Annotated in this window: 17 protein-coding genes and 3 pseudogenes; 15 read left to right on the top strand and 5 right to left on the bottom strand. The window is 69.4% G+C overall.

Translation table 11 applies throughout. The features are described 5' to 3' along the window. Nucleotide 1: 1 nt before the first annotated feature. Both ASF45_RS01375 and ASF45_RS01370 read right to left on the bottom strand, forming a co-directional pair. The gene (locus tag ASF45_RS01375; protein WP_056655739.1) at nt 2-829 is read right to left on the bottom strand and encodes an NAD(P)-dependent oxidoreductase; all 828 of its coding nucleotides are present in this window, start codon (nt 827-829) and stop codon (nt 2-4) included. A 185-nt stretch (nt 830-1,014) separates the two neighbouring features. Further along, the gene (locus ASF45_RS01370) at nt 1,015-2,037 is read right to left on the bottom strand and encodes a LacI family DNA-binding transcriptional regulator (RefSeq protein WP_056655736.1); all 1,023 of its coding nucleotides are present in this window, start codon (nt 2,035-2,037) and stop codon (nt 1,015-1,017) included. Between the two features lie 121 nt (nt 2,038-2,158). Between ASF45_RS01370 and ASF45_RS01365 the strand changes: the two genes are divergently transcribed. From ASF45_RS01365 to ASF45_RS01335, 9 genes and pseudogenes are all read left to right on the top strand, one after another. Further along, complete coding sequence (locus tag ASF45_RS01365) at nt 2,159-2,959, top strand: FadR/GntR family transcriptional regulator (protein WP_056655733.1); 801 nt, start codon at nt 2,159-2,161, stop codon at nt 2,957-2,959. Between the two features lie 88 nt (nt 2,960-3,047). Then, nucleotides 3,048-4,019 carry a tripartite tricarboxylate transporter substrate binding protein gene (locus tag ASF45_RS01360; protein ID WP_056655731.1) on the top strand — a complete coding sequence of 324 codons (972 nt, stop codon included), beginning with the start codon at nt 3,048-3,050 and terminating at the stop codon, nt 4,017-4,019. A 33-nt stretch (nt 4,020-4,052) separates the two neighbouring features. Next, nucleotides 4,053-4,964, top strand: a complete 912-nt coding sequence (gene kdgD / locus ASF45_RS01355) for a 5-dehydro-4-deoxyglucarate dehydratase (protein ID WP_056655728.1) — start codon at nt 4,053-4,055, stop codon at nt 4,962-4,964. A 23-nt stretch (nt 4,965-4,987) separates the two neighbouring features. After that, nucleotides 4,988-5,503: pseudogene (gudD, locus tag ASF45_RS37025) on the top strand (glucarate dehydratase); the annotation flags it as partial. A gap of 56 nt (nt 5,504-5,559) precedes the next feature. Beyond that, nucleotides 5,560-6,294: pseudogene (locus ASF45_RS01350) on the top strand (enolase C-terminal domain-like protein); the annotation flags it as partial. 1 nt (nt 6,295) lies between these two features. After that, nucleotides 6,296-6,603 (top strand): annotated as a pseudogene (locus ASF45_RS36205) (enolase C-terminal domain-like protein); the annotation flags it as partial. 231 nt (nt 6,604-6,834) lie between these two features. Continuing rightward, a complete protein-coding gene (locus ASF45_RS01345; protein WP_056655726.1) occupies nt 6,835-9,141 on the top strand; it encodes an MBL fold metallo-hydrolase in 2,307 nt (768 codons plus the stop codon). Nucleotides 9,142-9,146: 5 nt separating this feature from the next. Then, entirely contained in the window at nt 9,147-9,872 is a 726-nt protein-coding gene (locus ASF45_RS01340) for a tetratricopeptide repeat protein (RefSeq protein WP_162243947.1), read from the top strand. After that, nucleotides 9,869-10,420, top strand: a complete 552-nt coding sequence (locus ASF45_RS01335) for a DUF3299 domain-containing protein (RefSeq protein ID WP_056655720.1) — start codon at nt 9,869-9,871, stop codon at nt 10,418-10,420. Before ASF45_RS01340 ends, ASF45_RS01335 begins: the two co-directional genes overlap by 4 nt. Nucleotides 10,421-10,463: 43 nt before the next feature. On the opposite strand, the gene ASF45_RS01330 is transcribed toward ASF45_RS01335, so the two are convergent. From ASF45_RS01330 to ASF45_RS34935, 3 genes are read right to left on the bottom strand one after another with little or no spacing between them, the layout of a single operon-like run. Further along, nucleotides 10,464-10,808, bottom strand: a complete 345-nt coding sequence (locus ASF45_RS01330) for a hypothetical protein (protein WP_056655717.1) — start codon at nt 10,806-10,808, stop codon at nt 10,464-10,466. Continuing rightward, on the bottom strand, nt 10,805-10,936 hold the full coding sequence (locus ASF45_RS36785; protein ID WP_255357751.1) for a hypothetical protein: 132 nt from the start codon (nt 10,934-10,936) through the stop codon (nt 10,805-10,807). Before ASF45_RS36785 ends, ASF45_RS01330 begins: the two co-directional genes overlap by 4 nt. Further along, nucleotides 10,926-11,063: a hypothetical protein gene (locus ASF45_RS34935; protein ID WP_156472776.1), complete on the bottom strand. Its 138-nt coding sequence runs from the start codon at nt 11,061-11,063 to the stop codon at nt 10,926-10,928. The genes ASF45_RS36785 and ASF45_RS34935 overlap by 11 nt, the downstream gene beginning before the upstream one ends. Before the next feature lie 224 nt (nt 11,064-11,287). Between ASF45_RS34935 and ASF45_RS01325 the strand changes: the two genes are divergently transcribed. The 6 genes from ASF45_RS01325 to ASF45_RS01300 are packed head-to-tail and all read left to right on the top strand — an operon-like array spanning nt 11,288 to nt 19,661. Then, nucleotides 11,288-11,995, top strand: a complete 708-nt coding sequence (locus ASF45_RS01325) for a TorF family putative porin (protein ID WP_056655714.1) — start codon at nt 11,288-11,290, stop codon at nt 11,993-11,995. Nucleotides 11,996-12,039: 44 nt separating this feature from the next. Beyond that, nucleotides 12,040-13,770 (top strand): potassium-transporting ATPase subunit KdpA, encoded by a 1,731-nt coding sequence (kdpA, locus tag ASF45_RS01320; RefSeq protein WP_056655711.1) that lies wholly within the window; start codon nt 12,040-12,042, stop codon nt 13,768-13,770. Between the two features lie 12 nt (nt 13,771-13,782). After that, nucleotides 13,783-15,804: a potassium-transporting ATPase subunit KdpB gene (gene kdpB, locus ASF45_RS01315; protein WP_056655708.1), complete on the top strand. Its 2,022-nt coding sequence runs from the start codon at nt 13,783-13,785 to the stop codon at nt 15,802-15,804. Nucleotides 15,805-15,812: 8 nt separating this feature from the next. After that, on the top strand, nt 15,813-16,460 hold the full coding sequence (gene kdpC, locus ASF45_RS01310) for a potassium-transporting ATPase subunit KdpC (protein ID WP_235580778.1): 648 nt from the start codon (nt 15,813-15,815) through the stop codon (nt 16,458-16,460). A 3-nt stretch (nt 16,461-16,463) separates the two neighbouring features. Continuing rightward, nucleotides 16,464-16,919 (top strand): PTS sugar transporter subunit IIA, encoded by a 456-nt coding sequence (locus ASF45_RS01305; protein WP_056655705.1) that lies wholly within the window; start codon nt 16,464-16,466, stop codon nt 16,917-16,919. A 42-nt stretch (nt 16,920-16,961) separates the two neighbouring features. Continuing rightward, the gene (locus ASF45_RS01300) at nt 16,962-19,661 is read left to right on the top strand and encodes a sensor histidine kinase KdpD (protein WP_056655702.1); all 2,700 of its coding nucleotides are present in this window, start codon (nt 16,962-16,964) and stop codon (nt 19,659-19,661) included. Nucleotides 19,662-19,663: the final 2 nt, after the last annotated feature.

Here is a 19,663-nt window from a genome sequence, read left to right as displayed (position 1 = left end):
CTCAATCTCCAAAGGGGCCTTGGGCCGTGAAGGCGCCGCCCTGGTAGATGGCGTTGGGGTCGTTCGCGGCCACGGGCGGCTGGGCCTCGACCTTGGCGCGGAACGGTTCCGAACTGTCCTGGGGCGTCCAGCCCAGCTTGGCGGCGGCGTGGTTGTCCCACCAGACGTTCTTGTTGGCCGAGGCGCCGTAGACCACGGTATGGCCCACGCCCGGCGTGAACAAGGCCTTCTCGACCAGGGCTGTGAGGTCGTCGTAGCTGAGCCAGGTGCTCATCATCCGGCGGTTCAGCGGCTCGGGGAACGAGGAGCCGATGCGGATGCTGACGGTCTCGATGCCGTAGCGGTCGAAGTAGAACTGCGCCATGTCCTCGCCGAAGGACTTGGACAGGCCGTAGTAGCCGTCGGGCCGGCGCAGCACACCAGCGTCGAGCTTCTCGGTCTGCTTGTAGAAGCCGATCACGTGGTTGGAACTGGCGAACACCACGCGCCTGACGCCATGGCGGCGCGCGGCTTCGTAGACGTTGAAGATGCCCTTGATGTTGGCCTCGAGGATCTCCTCGAAGGGGCGCTCCACCGACACACCGCCCAGGTGCACGATGGCGTCACAGCCGGCCAGCAGCGCGGCGACGGCCTGCTTGTCGGCCAGGTCGCAGGGCACGACCTCTTCGTGCGCGCCGCGGGCTTCGCCGAGGGCGGCGATGTCGGACACGCGCAGCACCCGGGCATAGCGCACCAGGCGCTCGCGCAGCACCTTGCCCAGGCCGCCGGCGGCCCCGGTCAGGAGCAGGCGCGGCAGGCGGGGCACATCGGAAGAGGTCGAAGTGGACATGACAGCAAAGGATGGAACGTGGATTCAGCGGGTGACCAGAGCGGGTTTTCCAGAAGTTTCGTGTTGCACCAGGGCAGGGAAACAAGATAAGAAAGGTAAACGTTTAACTGGTCTTGAAAAAAATACGCCAACAGGCGAATGGAGTGATCGTCCTGCAGCGATGTGATGCCGTCAATCCCTGAAGGCTAATCGTTTACCCTAGTCCGCCGTGGCCCGGTGGACTCGCGCGCGACGATGCGGCTCTGCAGCACGTCGTCCTCGTGCATGGAGGGCTGCCCCTTGATCACGCCGACCAGCTTGCGCATGGCCAGCTCGCCCGTGGCCTCGCCCATCATGTCCACGCTGGTCAGCGCCGGGCTCACGAGCCGGCCGTAGGCCAGATTGTCGAAGCCGGCCACCGAGACCTGCTCGGGCACGCGGATGCCCAGCGACTTGGCCTCCACCAGGAGGCCCATGGCCAGCAGGTCGTTGTAGGTGACGATGGCGTCGTCCAGCTCCTGCGAGAGCAGCACGGTGGAGGCCAGGCGCTCGCCTTCCTCGGCCGATGGCGCCGTGGCGTCGAAGGTGCGGAAGTGCGCGTCCACGCCCTTGAAGGCGTCCTTGAGCCCGCGCTCGCGCTCGAAGCTCCAGCGCGCGCCCGAGAAGCCCAGGTAGCTGATGCGGCGATGGCCCAGCTCGCGCAGGTGGCGGCCCAGCATCAGCGCGGCGGCGTAGTTGTCACAGCCCACGTTGTGGTTCTTCTCGTAGGGCGAGGGCCGGCCGTAGAACACCACGGGCGTGCCGCTGTCGAACAGCGACTCGATGGCCGGCGCCGGCAGGCGCGCGCTGACGATGAGGCCGTCCACGCGCCGGCGCAGCGACTGCAGCACACCGAGTTCGGGCGAGGTGCTTTCTTCCGCGTCCGCGATGATCAGGTTGAGCCCGGCGCTGGCGGCCTGGCGCGCGGCGCCCTTCACGAGGCTCGTGAAGTAGGGGTTGCGGATGTCCAGGATCACGATGCCGACGTTGCCGGTCTGGCCTGTGATCATGCCGCGCGCCATCGGGTTCAGCGAATAGCCCAGGTGGCGCACGGCCTGGGCGATGCGGGCCTCCACCTCGGCCGTGAAGCGCTGGTTGCCGTTGACGAACTTGGAGACCGTGGCGGTGGAGACCTGGGCGGCCTCGGCCACGTCGCGGATGGTGGCGGCGCGCTTGCGCGGGACTGTCATGGATGGATCGACCGGAAAGTGACGCAGGGCGCGAACCATGCCACAGAAGGGCGGTCGCGGGAAATGCGGGTCCGCCCATGGTCTGTTGTCGTACAACATGCAAACGAACTATGATGAGCCCATGTCCACGCTGTCAACCGGGCCGGCCGCTGCGCCCGACACTGCCACCGCAGCGCCGTTCGCGGCGCCGGTTCCGCGCCGCCGCGGCCGCGGCCTGGCCCATGGCCTGGTGGACGATCTCTCGGAGAAGATCCGCAGCCAGCAGTTGCGCACCGGTGACAAGCTGCCGACCGAGTCGGCCATCATGCAGGCCTATGGCGTGAGCCGCACCGTGGTGCGCGAGGCGCTGTCCAAGCTGCAGGCCTCCGGCCTCGTGGAGACGCACCATGGCGTGGGTACCTTCGTGCTGCCGCCGCGCGCGGCCGGCATGTTCCGGCTGGAGGGCTCGGACATCGCCACCACGGTCGATGTGCTGGCCGTGCTGGAGCTGCGCATCAGCCTGGAAACCGAGTCGGCGGGGCTGGCCGCGCTGCGCCGCACGGAGGAGCAGTTGCGCGGGCTGCGCGAGGCGCTCGACGCGTTCGAGGCCAATGTGGTGGCCGGCGGCGACACCGTCCAGCACGACTTCAGCTTCCACCTGCAGATCGCCCAGGCGACGGGCAATCCGTACTTCGCCGACATCATGGGGCACCTGGGCACCACGCTGATCCCGCGCACCCGTGTGAGCGCGATCCGCAACCACGACCGGCGCGGCGAGTACCTGGTGCGCGTGAACCGCGAGCACGAGGAGATCTACGCCGCCATCGCCCGCCGCGATCCCGATTCCGCACGCGCCGCCATGCGCATCCACCTGACCAACAGCCGCGAACGGCTGCGCCTGGCGCAGGAAGCCGCCCAGCGCTCGGCCGGCGCATCGGCCTGAACCCGTTGCATAAAAAACTTGGCAGCGGCTCGTCTTTGGTTGTACGATGACTGACTTCATCGCACCGCACCGACCCGAGGAGACCTTGATGCAACTGAAACGCCGTGAACTGCTGGCCGCCGCTGCCGCCTCCGTCGCCCTGCCGAGCTTCGGCCAGGGCAAGGACAACTGGCCGAGCAAGCCGATCCGCATCGTCGTGCCCTACCCGCCGGGTGGGTCGTCGGACATCATCGCGCGCGCCATCAGCGTGCCGCTGGCCGATGCGCTCAAGCAGACGGTGATCGTGGAAAACAAGGCCGGCGCCAACGGCAACCTGGGCGCCGACTTCGTCGCCAAGTCCCAACCCGACGGCTACACGCTGCTGCTGTGCGACGTGGGCGCGCTGGCGATCAGCCCCTCGGTCTACACCAAGCTCGCGTTCGACCCGTCCAAGGACCTGCGTGGCGTGACCATGCTGGCCTACTCGCCGCACCTGCTGGTGGTGCACCCGTCCGTGAAGGCCAACAACCTCAAGGAGCTCGTGGCGCTGTCCAAGACCACGGACCTGAACTTCGCCGTCACCGCCACTGGCAGTGCACCGCACCTGGCCGGCGTGGCGCTGGAGCGTGCCACCAACGCCAAGTGGGTCTACGTGCCCTACAAGGGCGGCGTGCAGGCGATCCAGGACACCGTGGGCGGCCAGACCCAGGTGCTCATGAACGGCATGCTGGCCACGTTGCCGCATGTGCAGAGCGGCAAGCTCAAGCTGCTGGCGGTGTCCAAGGGCACGCGCATGCCGCTGGTGGGCGACACGCCGACGATTGCCGAGCAGGGCGTGCCGGGCTACGAGTCGGGCACCTGGCAGGGCGTGCGCGTGGCGCGCGGCACGCCGGACGCCATCGTGCAGCGCCTGAACAAGGAGCTGATCACGGTGATCCGCTCGGCCGACATCCGCTCGCGCCTGGCCGGGCAGGGCGCCGAGGTGGTGACCATGGCACCGGCCGAGGAAGAGCAGTTCTTCGCCAAGGAACGCGCCCGCTGGGCCACCGTGGTGCAGGCCGCCGGCATCAAGCTCGACTGATTTTTTGACCCACTCGACAACGAGGACACCAACATGAATCCGCAAGAACTCAAATCCATCATGGGCTCCGGCCTGCTGTCGTTCCCGATCACGGACTTCGACGAGCAAGGCAACTTCCGCCCCAAGACCTACATCGAGCGCCTGGAATGGCTGGCCCCCTACGGCGCCAGCGCGCTGTTCGCCGCCGGCGGCACGGGCGAGTACTTCTCGCTGGCCGGCGAGGAATACAGCCAGGTCATCAAGACCGCGGTGGACACCTGCCGCGGCAAGGTGCCGATCATCGCCGGGGCCGGCGGCCCGACGCGCACCGCCATCGCCCATGCCCAGGAAGCCGAGCGCCTGGGCGCCCACGGCATCCTGCTGCTGCCGCACTACCTGACCGAAGCCGGCCAGGAAGGCCTGATCGAGCACGTGGCCCAGGTCTGCAACAGCGTGAAGTTCGGCGTCATCGTCTACAACCGCGACCGCACCAAGCTCACGCCGCAATCGCTGCGCATCCTGGCCGACCGCTGCCCGAACCTGATCGGCTTCAAGGACGGCGTGGGCAACATCGAGACCATGTCCTCCATCTTCATGGCCATGGGCGACCGCTTCTCCTACCTGGGTGGCCTGCCGACGGCCGAGGTCTATGCCGCGGCCTACAAGGCGCTGGGCACGCCGGTGTACTCGTCGGCGGTGTTCAACTTCATCCCGAAGACGGCGATGGAGTTCTACAAGGCCGTGGCCGCCGACGACATGGCGACCCAGCACAAGCTGCTCAAGGAGTTCTTCATGCCCTACCTGGCCATCCGCAACCGCGTGGAAGGCTACGGCGTCTCCATCATCAAGGCCGGCGCCAGGATCGTCGGCCACGACGGCGGCCCGGTGCGCGCACCGCTGTCCGACCTCAAGCCGAACGAGATGGAAGAACTCGCGGCGCTGATCCAAAAGCTCGGCCCGCAGTAAGCTTCGCTCCCTCGGGGCCCGCCATGCCGGCGGGCCCCGCGCCCCTTCAGGAGACTCTCGTGTCCACCCCCATCGTCAAAGACCTGCGTGTCGTGCCCGTGGCGGGCCACGACGACATGCTCATGAACCTGTCGGGCGCGCACGGCCCGTACTTCACGCGCAACCTGCTGATCCTCACGGACAACGCCGGCCACACCGGCGTGGGCGAGGTGCCCGGCGGCGAGAAGATCCGCCAGACGCTGGAAGACGCGCGCGCGCTCATCGTCGGCCAGCCCGTGGGCAACTACCAGGCCGTGCTGAACGCCATGCGCACGCAGTTCGCCGAACGCGACAGCGGCGGCCGCGGCCTGCAGACCTTCGACCTGCGCGTGGCCATCCACGCCGTCACGGCTGCCGAGTCCGCCTTGCTCGACCTGCTGGGCCAACACCTGGAGGTGCCGGTCGCGGCCCTGCTCGGCGAAGGCCAGCAGCGCGATGCCGTGCAGATGCTGGGCTACCTGTTCTACGTGGGCGACCGGGACAAGACGGACCTGGCCTACCGGCGCGAGCCCGAGGCCGACAACGCCTGGTTCCGCCTGCGCCATGAGAAGGCCATGTCGCGGCCCTGCTCGGCGAAGGCCAGCAGCGCGAGGCCGTGCAGATGCTGGGCTATCTGTTCTACGTGGGCGACCGGGACAAGACGGACCTGGCCTACCGGCGCGAGCCCGAGGCCGACAACGCCTGGTTCCGCCTGCGCCATGAGAAGGCCATGACGCCCGAGGCCATCGTGCGCCTGGCCGAGGCGGCGCAGGAACGCTATGGCTTCCAGGACTTCAAGCTCAAGGGCGGCGTGCTGCGCGGCGACGAGGAGGTCGACGCCGTCACCGCCCTGCACGAACGCTTCCCCGAAGCCCGCGTCACGCTGGACCCCAACGGCGGCTGGCTGCTCAAGGACGCCATCCGCCTGGGCCAGCGCATGCGCGGCGTCGTCGCGTATGCGGAAGACCCCTGCGGCGCCGAAGGCGTGTTCAGCGGCCGCGAAGTCATGGCCGAGTTCCGCCGCGCCACCGGCCTGCCCACCGCCACCAACATGGTCGCCACCGACTGGCGCGAGATGGCGCACAGCCTGTCGCTSCAGTCCGTGGACATCCCGCTGGCSGACCCGCACTTCTGGACCATGGCCGGCTCSGTGCGCGTGGCCCAGCTGTGCCAGGCCTTCGGCCTGACCTGGGGCTCRCACAGCAACAACCACTTCGACGTCTCGCTGGCCATGTTCACGCACGTGGGCGCGGCCGCACCGGGCAAGGTCACGGCCATCGACACGCACTGGATCTGGCAGGACGGCCAGCGGNTTCGACGTCTCGCTGGCCATGTTCACGCACGTGGGCGCGGCCGCACCGGGCAAGGTCACGGCCATCGACACGCACTGGATCTGGCAGGACGGCCAGCGGCTGACCAAGGAGCCGTTCCAGATCGAAGGCGGCTACGTGCAGGTTCCCAAGAAGCCCGGCCTGGGCGTGGAGCTGGACATGGCCGAGGTCGAGAAGGCGCACCGGCTGTACCTGCAGCATGGCCTGGGTTCTCGCGACGACGGCGTGGCCATGCAGTACCTCATCCCGAACTGGGCTATTTGCGGGCACCTGCCCGGCGCTATTGAGGANGGCCTGGGCGTGGAGCTGGACATGGCCGAGGTCGAGAAGGCGCACCGGCTGTACCTGCAGCATGGCCTGGGTTCTCGCGACGACGGCGTGGCCATGCAGTACCTCATCCCGAACTGGAAGTTCGACAACAAGCGGCCCTGCATGGTCCGCTGAACCCTGCCCGCGGCCTGCGCCGCGGGCGCCACGGGCCGGCGGCCCCGGCCCGCCCATTTCAACAAGAGGAGACCTGAGTGAACACAGCACCCCGACACTGGCGCCTGCTGCCCGCCGCCATCGCCGCCGCCACCCTCGTCGCCTGCGGTGGCAGCGACGACAAGGGCGTGGACCGCAGCGCCTTCCGTGCCGCCGGCATGGTCTACGCCGCGCCGCAACTCACCACCGACGCCAGCGGCAACCAGACCGTCAGCGTGGCGGTGCTGGCCAAGGACGGCGTGAAGACGCTGAGCACCACGGCGGTCTCCGCGGCAGCCGCCACGGCCATCAGCGCCAAGCTGGTGCCGGGCAACCTGGTCGACTGGGTGCCCTCCACCCAGGCCAACCAGGCCAACCAGGTCACCGTGGCCACGGACGCCGCCCAGACCTTCAACGTGGTGCTGGCCAAGGGCAGCTCCGCCGCAGCGCAGTTCGACCTGGCCAAGTTCGGCCCCGAGGTCACGCGCAGCAAGGACATCCCCGGCCCCATGGTCGCGGCCGGCTGGGTCTATGCCAAATCGGGAAACACCATCACCGTGGGCGACGGCCGCGCCGTGCTGGCCGACATGGCCGGCCGGGCCTACGCCACGCCGATCAAGCGCTACGAGGAGACCTACACCCTCGCGTCCGATGTGAAGGTCTTCAACGTCGACACCAGCGACTACGGCAAGAGCACGGCCTCCACCGTCGCGGCCATCCCGGTCACGGCCGACTACGCCTACAGCACCACCGCGCGCCAGGCCGCCTACCTGCTGTTCGACACCAACCACACGGAGCTGGAAAAAGCCAAGGTGGTGGCGATCTGGTACTTCACGCCGCAGTCCACCAGCGACGGCAAGCCGGTCTGGGACGTGCCCTCGCAAAGCCCGCTGCTGGCCGACAAGGGCACGGACCCGGTCTCGGGCCAGGCCTACATGGCCATCAACGCCACGGGCGTCACGCAAGCGCCCTACACGCGCAGCACCGAGCCCTTCGAGATGGTCAAGGACACGATGTACTTCGTGGGCGACAACGAAGTCGCCTCCTACATCCTGCGTGCCGACATGGGCACGCCCAACGACAAGTCGGACGACAAGCTCATCAAGATCGATGCCGGCTGGCCCAACAGCGGCTACCAGTACTGGAAGAACATGGAGCTGCTGGGCCTGGACCCGCGCGCCGTCACCGACATCTGGCTCACGCACGGCCACAGCGACCACTACGGCACCGTCGTCGAGCAGCTGCGCATGATGGACAACGCCGGCAAGCCCATCAAGCTGTGGGCCTCGCGCGAGGACGTCACCGGCATCACGCAGGACCAGCGCGGCAACACCTGGAACATCGCCGGCGCGCTGCCCACCTCGGAGACCGAGATCCGCGCCCGCACGACGGACTTCTACCAGTACGACCAGTGGTACGACTACGGCAACGTGCAGATCATGGTGATCTGGTCGCCGGGCCACACGCCAGGCACCACCAACATGCTGTTCCGCGTGAAGAACCCGACCGACGGCAAGTTCGTCACCTTCGGCTACCACGGCGGCTACGGCGTGAACGGGCTGACCACGCCGACCGCGAACAACGGCTTCCTGCGGCTGTCGTTCCAGGCCGGCTTCAGCTACCTGCAGCAAAACCTGGACGTGGACTTCGTCTCGCCGCAGCACACCAACCAGTTCCCCATCGTCGAGGTCTACCAGGCACTCAAGGCCTACAACCGCGACCCGGCGAACGCCGGCAAGCAGCTGACCATGCTGGACGCGATGCGCTCCAAGGTGTTCGACTCGCCGGCCGTGGGCGGCACCAACATCACGAGCGAGTTCGCCAACCAGCTGGAGAAGCGCCGCTCTGTGATCTCCTACGCGGCCAGCGATGCGGCCAACACCTCGTACAAGAGCATCGAGACCTCGGGCCCGTTCAAGCCCGGACGCGAGGCCGGCGCCACGGTCACGGCGACGCTGCTGGACGGCGGCAAGATCGTGCAGGGCTTCGTCGGTTCGCAGAACAAGAACCCGGCGATTCCGTTGCTGGCCAGCGGCATCGTGACGGCCACCGACCAGTACGTGAACGACCCCACGGGTTTCTACGTGCAGGTCGCGGTGCAGGTCAACGACGGCTACCAGGGTTACCTGCCGAACAACTTCGTGCAGTTCAGCCCGGGTACCAACCAGACCATCACCTACCGTGGCGGCCCGGTCGAGTCGGTGCATGCCGCGCCGGGTGAGGTGCTGCGCACCAAGCGCCTGAACTCGCTGGCCGAGGCCCAGGCCGTGCTGGCCACGATCGCGAAGGGACGCCAGGTCACGATGGCGCTGACGCCCGCCAGCGAGATCGTGGTGCCGGCGGATGTGACGCAGACCTTCCGCTGATGCGCATGCGGCAGGCCCTGCTCGCCGCCTGCATGGCGCTGGCCTGTGCGGTCCAGGCCGAGCCTGCGCCATCCGCGCAGGTGCTCTATGCCCAGGCCCGTCACTATGCCGGCCTGACCGGCCAGGTGGTGGACCTGGCGCAAGCCCATGCGTTCTTGCGGCAGGCGGCCGAGCGCGGCCACGTGCCGGCCCAGGTCGACCTGGGCTACCTGTACCTGGATGGCAATGCCCAGGTGCCCAAGGATGCGACGGCCGCGTTCCACTGGTTCCGCACGGCGGCAGGCCAGGGCGCCGTGTCGGCCCAGTGCATGCTGGGCGACTTCTACGCCAACGGCTGGGGCGGCGCACGCAAGGACCCGGCCGAGGCCATGCGCTGGTACCGCCGCACCGCCGCCACCGATGCCCCTTGCGCCTCGCGCTCGCAGTACGCGCTGTACCGCGCCTACGCAGACGGCGCGGGTGTGCGCCGCGACATGGCCGCCGCCATCGCCTGGCTGCAACAGGCGGCAGAGGCTGGCAACCCGCGCGCCCAGCGCGCGCTGGGCCGCGCCTACGACCGCGGCGAGGGCGTGGCGCGCGACCCGGCGCTGGCCCGCGTGTGGCTGCGCAAGTCGCGCGAAGGCGTGGCCCCGCACGACGACCACGAGCACGACATGCCCAGCTTCGCAGGCCCGCTGCTGTTCAAGAAGCTGGCGCCGTTCTCGCCGCCTGCCAGGGAGCCCTCGCCATGAACATGTTGCGCCGCCGCGCCTGCGCGGCCCTGGCCTGCGCCGTGCTGGCGCCGGCTTTCGCCAAGGACACCAAGGAGGCCGCTTTCCGCACCATCGGCTGGGATGCGCTGCTGCCCAAGGACTGGGACCCCTGGGCCGACTTCCAGGGCGCGGGCGTGGACCTGCGCAGCCTGTCCGACGACGACCCGCGCGCGGCCGCAGCGCTGCAGCGCCTGCGCAAGGTCTGGGACGAGGCGCCGCTGGTCGCCGCGCTGGATGGCGCCGCCATCCGCATCCCGGGCTACGTGGTGCCGCTGGAGACCACCGCCCAGGGCCTGCGCGAGCTGCTGCTGGTGCCGCATTTCGGCGCCTGCATCCACACGCCGCCGCCGCCGGCCAACCAGATCGTCCATGTGCGGTTGGACAAGCCCCACAAGTCGCTGGGCACCATGGACACGGTCTGGATCAGCGGCCGGCTGCAGCTGGTGCGTGCCAGCACCGTGCACGGTGTCAGCGGCTACGCGCTGGTGGGCCAGCGCGTGGAGCGCTACGCCGCGCCGGCGCGCTGACATCCTCCAGGCGGCGACCGGCCCCGGCGGCTGGGCGCCGTGCTCAGCGATGGCTCGGCGTGCCGAGCCGCCGCAGGCTGCGCTGCACCAGCCAGGCCAGCGTGACCGTTCCCACCAGGTAGACCCAGCCGGCCAGGTTCGGGGTCTGACCCGACGGCTGGCCCATGGCCTCGCGGATCTGCAGGTAGGCCCAACCCGTGAGCGGATAGCTGTCCGAGAGCAGGGCCAGCACCATGACGACCATGGCCAGCCAGTCGTCCTTGCGCTGGCCGCGTGCCTCGCGCAGGCGTTCGGGGGTGCGCGCCTGTGCGGCGCGGATCTGGATGGGCGCGGACAGCAACACCTTCGCCGCGGCGACGCACCAGAACAGCAGGGCCGCCGCGCTCATTTCGGGCGCGGCGCCTTCGATCCGCCGCGCTGGCGCTGCGCGGACAGCGCCACCAGCACCCAACCCAGCAGCAAGGGCAGCACGATGGCCAGCATGGCCAGCGCGAACTGCAGCAATTCATTCGCCATGACCGGTGGCCGAGGTGTTGCGCCTGCCGCCGCGGTGCGCCAGAACGGCGCGTGTGCAGCGCAGGAAGCCGACGAAGCACAGGCTGACGATCAGGATGAAGACGAGGTCTTGCAGGAGTTGGAGCATGCGTCTCGGCGCCCGGAAACCAAGGTGCCGAAACCATAGTCCGGGCCCGCCGACCGCGCCGTCAATTCGGCATCAAATCTTCATGCACAGGGCGCCGCGCGAGGCCCCCGCCGGCAGATTTGACGGAGATTTGACGCGCGCGCCAGCTTTGCGAATGGAGACTTTACGGGGCTCCACCGAATACTGACGACTGGCACTTTCGCCATTCGATCGCGAACAAGAACATGCGCTCCAAGCATCTGATTTCCCTGGGGGGAACTGCCGCACTGTGCGGTGCATTGATGGCCGCGGCCCTGCCTGCGACGGCGTCCGCGCAACTGACGGGGACGGCAAGCCTCACCTCGGACTACGTCTGGCGCGGCTCCTCGCAGACGCGCGAAGACCCCGCCGTGCAGGTCGGCCTCAAGTACGCCCATGCGTCGGGCCTGTACGCCTCGGTGTGGGGCTCCAACGTCAAGTTCCGGCCCGACAACGGCGCCAGCACCGAGTTCGACCTGGCCGTGGGCTGGGCCGGCAAGATCGCCGACGACTGGGCCCTGGACGCCTACCTGCTGCGCTACCAATACCCCTCGGCCGACGTCCAGCTGAACTGGAACGAGCTGAACCTGGCCGTCACCTGGCGCGAGAACTACTGGGTGGCCGTGGGCCACTCCACCAACACCATGGCCAGCGACACCACCGGCACCTACGTGCTGCTGGGTGCGCGCCATGCACTGAACGACCAGTGGCGCATCGAGGGCACCGTGGCCCGCTACGTGCTGGACAGCGACTACGCCGACAGCTACACGCACGGCGCGCTGAGCGTGGTCTGGGCCTTCCGCGCCCCGTTCGAGCTGCGCGCCACGCTGCACGCCACCGATTCCGCCGCCAGGCGCCTGTTCCCCGGCATGGCCGGCACGCGCGGCGAGTTCGCGCTGCAGGCCGCGTTCTGAGACGGATGGCTTCCATTTCCCCGATGCCTTGAAAGGCCTGCACCATGCTTGAGACCCTGCTCATCTTCGCCGCGGCCATTGCGCTGGCCTGGCCGCTGGGCCACTACCTGGCCGCCGTGCTGCGCGGCGCGCCCCTGCGTTCGGACCCGCTGTTCGCGTGGATCGAACGTCCCATCTACGCCCTGCTGGGCACGCGCCCGCAAGTCGGCATGGGCTGGCGCGGCTATGCCGCCGCCTTCCTGCTCAGCAACCTGGTACTGCTGCTCATCGTCTGGGCCATCTTCATGACCCAGGCCTGGCTGCCGCTCAATCCCAACGGCGCCCCCAACATGAGCTGGGACCTGGCGCTGCACACTGCCGTCTCGTTCCTGACCAACACCAACCAGCAGCACTACTCGGGCCAGGCCCAGCTGTCCTACCTGGCGCAGATGACCGGCATCGTCGGCCTGCAGGTGGTCACGCCGGTGATGGCGCTGGGCGTGGTCGCTGCCACGCTGCGCGGCCTGTTCGGCGGGCGCCAGGCCATGGAAGGCCACGCCGCTGCCACGGCCTCCACCGGCGATGCCGACACGGTCGACGTGGGCAACTACTGGGCCGACGTCGTGCGTGGCTGCGTGCGCGTGATGCTGCCGCTGTCGCTGGTGCTGTCGGCGTTGCTGACCACCCAGGGCGTGCCCGCCACGCTGCAGGGCGGCCCCACGGCCACGCCGGTCGAAGCCTCGGCCGAGTTCAAGGAGCAGAAGATCCCTCTCGGCCCGGTCGCGCCCATGGTGGCCATCAAGCAGCTGGGCAGCAACGGCGGCGGCTGGTACGGCCCCAACAGCGCGGTGCCGCTGGAGAACCCGACGCCGCTGTCCAACTTCCTGGAGACGCTGGCCATCGTGCTGGTGCCCGTGTCGGTCGTCTTCATGGTCGGCCCGTTCACCGGCCGCCGCAAGTTCGGCGCCATGGTGTTCGGCACCATGCTGGTCATGTCCATCGCCTCGACCAGCCTGTCGCTGTGGTCCGAGAGCGCCTCGGGCACCTCGGCCGACCTGGCCCTCATGGAAGGCAAGGAAGTGCGCCTGGGTGTCGAGGACTCGGCGCTGTGGTCGTCGGTGACGACCCAGGTCAACAACGGCTCGGTCAACAGCATGCACGACTCGCTCGCGCCGCTGACCGGCATGGTCTCCATGGTCAACATGCTGATCAACGGCATCTGGGGCGGCATCGGCTGCGGCCTGCAGCAGTTCCTGGTCTACCTGCTGCTGGCGGTGTTCCTGGCCGGCCTCATGACGGGCCGCACGCCCGAGCTGTTCGGCCGCAAGATCGAAGGGCCGGAGGTGAAGCTGCTGGCCGTGATCGTGCTGCTGCAGCCCATCGTGCTGCTGGGGCTCACCGCCATCGCGCTGGCCGTGCCCGGCATCACCGGCAACTCCAACCCGGGCTTCCATGGCATCAGCCAGGTGTTCTACGAGTACACCTCGGCCTTCGCCAACAACGGCTCGGGCTTCGAGGGCCTGGGTGACGCCACGCCGTGGTGGAACCTGTCCTGCGTGCTCGCGCTGGCGCTGGGCCGCTTCCCCGGTCTGGTGCTGCCGCTGGCCATCGCCGCCATGATGGCCGCCAAGCGCCGCGCGCCCGAGGGCGCGGGTTCGCTGCAGATCGAAACGCCGACCTTCGCGCTCACGCTGATCGGCATCGTCATCATCCTCACGCTGTTGCAGTTCATGCCCGTGCTGGTGCTGGGCCCCGTGGCCGACCACCTGCAGCTGAACGCACTGCTGGCTCGCTGAGAGGACCACGCCATGAACGACAAGGTGCGTACCGCCAACACCCCCGCCGGCTTCGACTTCAAGCCGGCCATCATCGACTCCTTCGTCAAGCTCGCGCCCCAGCACGTGGTCAAGAACCCCGTGATGGCCGTGGTCTGGCTCGGCACCGTGCTGACGTTGGTCGCCACGCTGGCGGGCTGGACCACGGCCGGCTTCGGCTGGGCCGTGACGCTGATCCTGTTCGCCACCGTGCTGTTCGCCAACTTCGCCGAGGCCGTGGCCGAGGCGCGTGGCCGCGGCCAGGCGGCCTCGCTGCGCAGCGCGCGCAAGGACCTCGTGGCACGCCGCCTCGAGGACGGCAAGGAGAGTACCGTGCCGGCCGCCGCGCTGCGTCCGGGCGACACGGTCGTGGTCGAGGAAGGGCAGCTGATCCCGGCCGACGGCGAGATCGTAGAAGGCCTGGCCACGATCAACGAGGCGGCCGTCACGGGCGAATCCGCGCCCGTGCTGCGCGAAGCCGGCACCGACCGTTCCGGCGTGATCGGCGGCACCAAGGTGCTGTCCGACCGCATCGTCGTGCGCGTCACGGCCGAGCCCGGCCACAGCTTCCTGGACCGCATGATCGCGCTGGTCGAAGGCTCCAACCGCCAGAAGACGCCCAACGAGATCGCGCTCGGCATCCTGCTGGTCGTGATGACCGTCACCTTCCTGGCCGTGGTCGTCAGCCTGCCCTTCATCGCCGGCTTCGTCGACGTGCAGATCAACGTGGTGCTGCTGGTGGCCCTGCTGGTCTGCCTGATTCCCACCACCATCGGCGGGCTGCTGCCGGCCATCGGCATCGCCGGCATGAACCGCGCGCTCAAGGCCAATGTGCTGGCCAAGTCCGGCAAGGCCGTCGAGGTGGCCGGCGACGTGGACGTGCTGCTGCTGGACAAGACCGGCACCATCACCTACGGCGACCGCCAGGCCACGGCCTTCCATCCGATGGCCGGCGTCGACGCCGCCCAGCTGCGCGAGGCCGCGCTGTTGAGCTCGCTGGCCGACCCCACGCCCGAGGGCAAGTCCATCGTGAAGCTGGCGCGCGAGAAGGGCGAGAAGCTGGCCGACCCCGAAGGCGCGCACTTCGTGGCGTTCACGGCCCAGACCCGCATGTCCGGTGTCGACCTGTCGGGTGGTCGCCAGATCCGCAAGGGCGCACTGGACGCCATCGCCAAGCATGTGAAGGCGCAGGACGGCCGCGTGCCGGCCGAGTTGCAGGCCCGCGTGGACGACGTGGCGCGCAAGGGCGCCACGCCGCTGGTCGTCAGCGACGGCCGCCACGTGCTGGGCGTGATCGAGCTGTCCGACGTGATCAAGCGCGGCATCAAGGAGCGCTTCGCACGCCTGCGCGAGATGGGCGTGAAGACCGTGATGATCACCGGCGACAACAAGCTCACGGCCGCCAGCATTGCCGCCGATGCCGGCGTGGACGACTACATCGCCGAAGCCACGCCCGAGGACAAGCTTGCGCGCATCCGCGCCGAGCAGGCCGGCGGCCGCCTGGTGGCGATGGTGGGCGACGGCACCAACGACGCCCCGGCGCTGGCCCAGGCCGACGTGGGCCTGGCCATGAACTCGGGCACGCAGGCCGCCAAGGAGGCCGGCAACATGGTCGACCTGGACTCCGACCCTGCCAAGCTGCTGGCCGTGGTGGAGATCGGCAAGCAGCAGCTCATCACGCGCGGCGCGCTGACCACCTTCTCGCTGGCCAACGACGTGTCCAAGTACTTCGCCATCCTGCCAGCGCTGTTCGCGGCCGCCATCCCGCAGATGGCCGTGCTGAACGTGATGCAGCTGCACAGCCCCAACAGCGCGGTGCTGTCGGCGCTGATCTTCAACGCCATCATCATCCCGGCGCTGATCCCGCTGGCGCTGCGTGGCGTGCGCTTCAAGCCGGCCAGCGCCACCGAGCTGCTGCGCAACAACATGCTGGTCTACGGCCTGGGCGGCGTGCTGCTGCCCTTCGTGGGCATCAAGCTGATCGACCTGATTCTGGCCACGTTCTTCAACATCTGAGGTTCACCATGGGCACTGCCATGCACACCATGCGGCACAAGACGGGTGCCGCCGTCCCTCCCGCGGCCACCGGGCCGTCCCTGCACAACCAGGGCGCCCTGCGCGGCGCGATCGGCCTGGCCATCGTCACGCTGGCCGGCTGCGGCTTCCTGTATTCGATGGCCGGCGTGGGCATCGGCCAGGCGGTGGCGCCGACCGGCGCCAACGGCAGCCTGATCGAGCGCAACGGCCAGGTCATCGGTTCCACGCTGGTGGCCCAGCCCTTCACGGGCGACGGCTACTTCCAGCCGCGTCCGTCCGCAGGCAGCTACAGCGTGATGGCGCTGTCGGGCAGCAACCAGGCCCGCACCAACCCCGACCTGCGCAAGCGCATCGAGGAGGCGCGTGCCGCCGTGGCCCAGCGCGAAGGTGTGGCGCGCGAGGCTGTGCCGAGCGACCTGGTCACGCAGTCGGGCGGCGGTGCCGACCCGCACATCAGCCCCGAGGCCGCAGCCATCCAGGTCGCGCGCGTGGCGCGCGCGCGCGGGCTGACCCCGGATGCCGTGCGGCAGCTGGTGGCCCGGCACACGCTGGGCAAGCAGTTCGGCGTGCTGGGCGCGCCACGCGTGAACGTGCTGGAACTCAACCTCGCGCTGGACGCGGTGAAAGGCCGCTGAACCATGGCTCGGCTGCTCGACCACTTCGACGAACGCGACATCCTGCTGCACGTGCGGGCGCGCGACAAGCGCCAGCTGTTCGAGGCCATCGGCTTGCACATGGAATGGGCGCACGGCATCCCGCCCGACTCGGTGGCGACGGCCCTGCAGCGCCGCGAGGCGGCCGGGACCACGGCACTGGGCCATGGCGTGGCGATTCCGCATGCGCGGGTCAAGGCGCTGGAGCAGGTCCTCGTGCTCTACGCGCGCCTGTCGCCGCCCATCGCCTTCGACACGCCCGACGGCCAGCCCGTCAGCGATGTGGTGTGCCTCATGGTGCCCGCGCCGGCCACGCAGGAGCACCTGGACATGCTGTCCCAGGTGGCCGCGCTGTTCTCGGAGGAAGGTTTCCGCGCGGCGCTGCACCGCCGCACGGACGCCGCGCAAATCCGCGAGACCTTCGGGGCCTGGACGCGGTGAGCCAGCCGCTTATGCTGCGCGCCACGATGCGCAGGAAGTTCGATGCCAGCTGACAAGACCGAACAGGCCGATGCCCTGATGGGCGAACTGCGCCGCCAGGCGGCCGGGCGGCTCACGGTGTTCCTGGGTGCGGCGCCCGGCGTGGGCAAGACCTACGCCATGCTGTCGCGCGCCCGCGAACTGCACCGACAGGGCATCGACGTGGTGATCGGCATCGTCGAGACCCACGGCCGCGCCGAGACGCTGGCCCTGGTCGAGGGCCTGCCCAACCTGGCGCGCAAGCGCGTGCACTACCAGGGCCGCGAGCTCGAGGAGATGGACCTGGACGGCCTGCTGGCGCGCAAGCCCGCCATCGCGCTGGTGGACGAACTAGCCCACCGCAATGCGCCGGGCAGCCGCCACGAACGCCGCTGGCAGGACGTGGAGGAACTGCTGGACGCCGGCATCGACGTCTACACCACGGTCAACATCCAGCACCTGGAGAGCCTGAACGACGTGGTGCACCAGATCACGGGCATCCGCGTCAGCGAGACCGTGCCCGATGCGGTGTTCGAGCGGCTGCGCGACATCCGCCTGGTCGACCTGCCCGCGCGTGAGCTCATCGAGCGCCTGAACCAGGGCAAGGTCTACCTGCCCGAGCAGGCGGCCCAGGCGCTGCAGGCCTTCTTCTCGCCCTCGAACCTCACGGCGCTGCGCGAGCTGGCCATGCAGACCGTGTCCGAGCATGTGGACGCCGACCTGCGCGAGACGCGCACCGCGCGCGGCCTCGCCAGCATTGCGCTGCAGCGCCATGTGCTGATCGCCATCGACGGCCAGGGCCAGTCCGAGTACCTGGTGCGCGCCGGCTCGCGCATCGCCGAGCGCCGCGGCGCGCCCTGGACCGTGGTGACGGTGGACACCGGCGATTCGGCCGACGCCACCGTCCACGCCGCCGACCTGGCCGGCGAAGCCACGCCGCGCAACGCCACCGCGCGGGCCGAGCAGCAACGCCAGATGGAACTGGACAAGGCCTTCGCTCTGGCGCGCAACCTGGGCGGCGAGACCGAGGTGCTGCACAACACCGACGTGGTGCAGGCCCTGCTCGACGCCGCCGCCGCGCGCGGTGCCCGGGCCATCGTGATCGGGCGCACGCGCGAGCGGCCGGTGGCGCGCATCTTCAACCGCACGCTTACGCAGCAGCTGCTGCAGCGCGGCGCGCGCTACGAGCTGACCATCGTGAGCACGCCGCGCGCACGCCAGCGCGGGCGCCGCTTCCAGGACCTGGCCGGCGAGCGGCTGGCCCCGCGCGAACCCGCGCTCATCCTCACCGCCACGCTGGTGTCCGTCGCCGTGGCGGCGTTGGCCGAACGCTTCCTCGGCCTGCAGGAGCTCTCGCCGGTGTTCCTGGTGGCGGTGTTGCTGGTGGCTTCGCGCACGCGCATGGTGGCCGCCTTCATCACGGCCGTGCTGTGCTTCGGTGCCTTCGACTTCTTCTTCATCGAGCCGCGCCTGACCTTCATCATCAGCGCGCCGCGCGGCGTGGCCACGGTGCTGCTGTTCCTGGCGGCCGCGCTGATCGCGGGCCGGCTGGCCTCGCGGCTGCGCATGCAGGTGACCGCGCTGCGTGCCGCCAACACCCATGCCACGGCCATGCAGAACCTGGCACGCCAGCTGTCCAAGGCGGCCGACCTGGGCCAGGTGATCGCGGCCAGCGCTTCGGTGCTGCGGTCCACGCTGAACGCCGAGGTCTGGATGCGCATCGGCGATGCCTCCGGGCCGGAAGCCGCTGGCCGCGCGCTCACCGAGAAGGACGATGGCGCTGCGGCCTGGACCCAACGCCAGGGCCAGCCCAGCGGCCGCTACACCGACACGCTGTCCGAGTCCAACTGGTGGTTCCTGCCGATCCAGGCCGACGCGCAGACGCTGGGCGTGGTCGCGCTGCGTTTTCCCGACGCCATGGGCCGGCTCTCGTTCGAGCAGCGGCGCCTGGCCGAAAGCATGACCGAAGACATCGCCCAGGCCGCCTTGCGCACGCGGCTGGTGGCCGAGCTGGAGGCCGCGCGCGTCTCCGGCGAGACCGAGCGGCTGCGCTCGGCGCTGCTGTCCTCGGTCTCGCACGACCTGCGCTCGCCACTGGCCTCGATGATCGGCTCGGCCGACAGCCTGGCCCAGTTCGGCAAGGACATGGGCGAGGAGGACCGTGCCTCCCTGCTGGACACCATCCGCGTGGAGGGCCAGCGGCTGGACCGCTACATCCAGAACCTGCTGGACATGACGCGGCTGGGCCAGCAGGGCCTGACCCTGGCGCGCGACTGGATCGGCGTGGACGAACTGATCGGCTCGGCCTCGCTTCGGCTGCAGCGCTACCTGCCCGACACGCGCGTGGAAACGCAGATCGCACCGGACCTGGGGCCGCTGCACGTGCATCCGGCGCTGATCGAGCAGGCGCTGTTCAACGTGATGGAGAACGCCGCCAAGTTCTCTCCGTCCGGCCAGGCCATCCGCGTGCTGGCCCGGCGCCTGGACGACAGCACGCTGGGCATCGATATCATCGACCAGGGCCCCGGCATCCCCGAAGACGAGCGGCGCCGCATCTTCGACATGTTCTACAGCGTGGAGCGTGGCGACCGCGGCAAGCACGGCACGGGGCTGGGCCTGACCATCGTGCAGGGCATCGTCGGCGCCCACATGGGGCGGGTCGAGGCGCTGCCGGGTCCGGATGGCGTGGGCACCACGATCCGGATCGCGCTGCCACAGGATTGAGC

Origin of the sequence: Pseudorhodoferax sp. Leaf265 (assembly GCF_001422365.1) — a bacterium.
In the GTDB taxonomy this organism is placed as follows: Bacteria; Pseudomonadota; Gammaproteobacteria; order Burkholderiales; family Burkholderiaceae_C; genus Pseudorhodoferax.
The sequence above is the reverse complement of the archived record's forward strand: the minus strand, read 5'-3'. Positions and strand labels throughout refer to the sequence as shown.